We start from the raw sequence: 2,095 nt of genomic DNA, 5'->3' as shown, positions 1-2,095 counted from the left end.
TCATTAATCATTTTAGTTCCTGTGCAATTCCAAACTTCATGAAGTAAACCTTGTCTGAAGCTTGTGCAAACTCCTGATTCATGATGCCAGAAAGATCCCGGAACTGGCGTGACACCGGATGCATCGGCACTATACCTTCACCCACCTCATTGCTGATAAATATTGTGACTCCGTCTCGTGCACGCGCGGCAGAGATAACGGAGCTATTACTATCTACTTTTGTGCCCATCATGTTGTTTGATAACCACAGCGTTAGGCAATCCACCAGAACGGTAGCGCTAGGATTGAGTTGCATCAGCACCCTAGTTAAATTTTGGGCTTCTTCAATCAGTTCAAATGCGTTTCCACGATCTAATTGATGCTTTTCAATTCGTGATTTCATTTCATCATCGACGGCCTCAGCGGTCGCAATAAAAACTGGCCTTCCTTCACCTGCTAGCGCAATTGCCAACTCCTCACCTTTTCGGCTTTTTCCACTCCGCGCTCCACCGGCGATGAATATCAGTGTCATAAGCTGGAGGCGGCTTTGTTCGCAACAATTACTGGACGACCATTTCCCAAAGTATGAATTGTGATGCCATCATCAAAGGCCATTTTTAGTTCCTGGGAATGGACTACTTCACGCGCTTGCCCATCTAGTAAAACTCTCCCTTGCTGCATAATGATGATGCGCTCTGCATACATTGCGCCCAATGTGATGTCGTGCATGGTGGAAATAATGGTGGTCCCGTTCTTTTGCACCCTTTCGATGTGATCGAGGGTGGAAATTTGATGGTGTAAATCTAGGGCTGATGTCGGTTCATCTAGAATCATAAGTTCGGCCTCTTGAACTAGCGCCCGAGCTATCAGCACCCGCTGCATTTCTCCACCCGATAGTTGCGTCACTAAATGGTGACGCATTGCAGCAAGGCTCATCTCTTCCAGAATTCCCATCGCATATTTCCGACTTTTGTTGGAATCGCGCCCCCAACCATCTAAGCGGGCTCGTCCGAGCATCACATATTCAGCGACATTCATACCTGCGGGAATTTCAGGGCGTTGTGGAACGAATGCAACATTCCGCAAGTTTTTGTAGACCTCGACACCATCAAAAGCGATAGATCCATCGTAAGGTTTATTTCCAAGCAGTGTTTTTAAAAAGGTTGTTTTACCTGCGCCATTTGGTCCCACCAGGCAGCTCCAGCTACCACGTGGAATCTCTAGGGTAATTTGATTGAGAGCGTAGAAATCGCCATATCGAAGGGAGAGGTTTTTAATATTAATCACTTGAGAACTCGTTTTGCTCGTAACACAAATAAAAGAAATGGAGCGCCGACGAAAGCGGTAATCACTCCAATTGGTAATTCGGCGGGAGATAGCAAGGTGCGGGCACCAAGGTCGGCAAGGACAAGAAAGGCAGCACCAAATAGAGCCACTGTAAAGAGCGCGCGATTGGTTGCTCGTTTAGTAATGCCTCGGACTAAGTGCGGCACGACAATTCCCACAAAGCCAATTAAGCCACTGGCTGAAACAGCAGTAGCGGTTGCTAATGTGGCGGCTCCAATAGCAATAATTCGAACCTTGTTTGGTGAAATACCGAGCGAGAACGCTTCCTCATCGCTTAGCAATAAACCATCTAATTGTCGGGACATTCGAATTAAAACGGCTAAGGCCAGAATGATGTAGAAACTTGCCCACTTAACTACCTGCCAATCCGCAACTGTCAATTGTCCCAAGATCCACGAATACACCGGGCGTAGAACTTCACTGTTGCGTTGTTGCAAGTAAGTTTGGACGGCGGTCGCAAAGGAACCAATTGCAATTCCCGAGAGCAATAACATCGCCGGATCTGCGTAGGATCGTCCCGAGATTAAAAATGTCGCGGCCACTGCAAGTGCTGCGCCAATAAATGCAAAGAGTGGAAGTGCTGCATAAAAACTAGACCTACCGCCAGTTATTGCAATAGTCGCACCCAACCCGGCACCCGCGGCTGCTCCAAGCAAGTACGGATCAGCTAAGGGATTTCGGAAGACTGTTTGATAAACCGCACCGCTAGTTGCCAGTGCAGCACCAACTAGTGCGGCCAATAGCACCCGTGGCAGGCGCAGTTGCAAGA

The 2,095-nt window shown here is 48.0% G+C and carries 3 protein-coding genes; all 3 read right to left on the bottom strand.

Going from position 1 to position 2,095, the window contains the following annotated elements; translation table 11 throughout:
• Positions 1-7 precede the first annotated feature (7 nt).
• A complete protein-coding gene (locus AC9UEP_RS05900; protein WP_509545060.1) occupies positions 8-511 on the bottom strand; it encodes a bifunctional adenosylcobinamide kinase/adenosylcobinamide-phosphate guanylyltransferase in 504 nt (167 codons plus the stop codon).
• A complete protein-coding gene (locus AC9UEP_RS05895) occupies positions 508-1,266 on the bottom strand; it encodes an ABC transporter ATP-binding protein (protein ID WP_509545057.1) in 759 nt (252 codons plus the stop codon). The genes AC9UEP_RS05900 and AC9UEP_RS05895 overlap by 4 nt, the downstream gene beginning before the upstream one ends.
• On the bottom strand, positions 1,263-2,095 hold an 833-nt coding region (locus tag AC9UEP_RS05890; RefSeq protein WP_509545054.1), incomplete at its 5' end, for a FecCD family ABC transporter permease. The genes AC9UEP_RS05890 and AC9UEP_RS05895, both read right to left, overlap by 4 nt.

It is taken from the genome of Candidatus Planktophila sp., from assembly GCF_040402315.1.
In the GTDB taxonomy this organism is placed as follows: domain Bacteria; phylum Actinomycetota; class Actinomycetes; order Nanopelagicales; family Nanopelagicaceae; genus Planktophila.
This window is presented reverse-complemented; position numbering and strand designations above follow the sequence as displayed.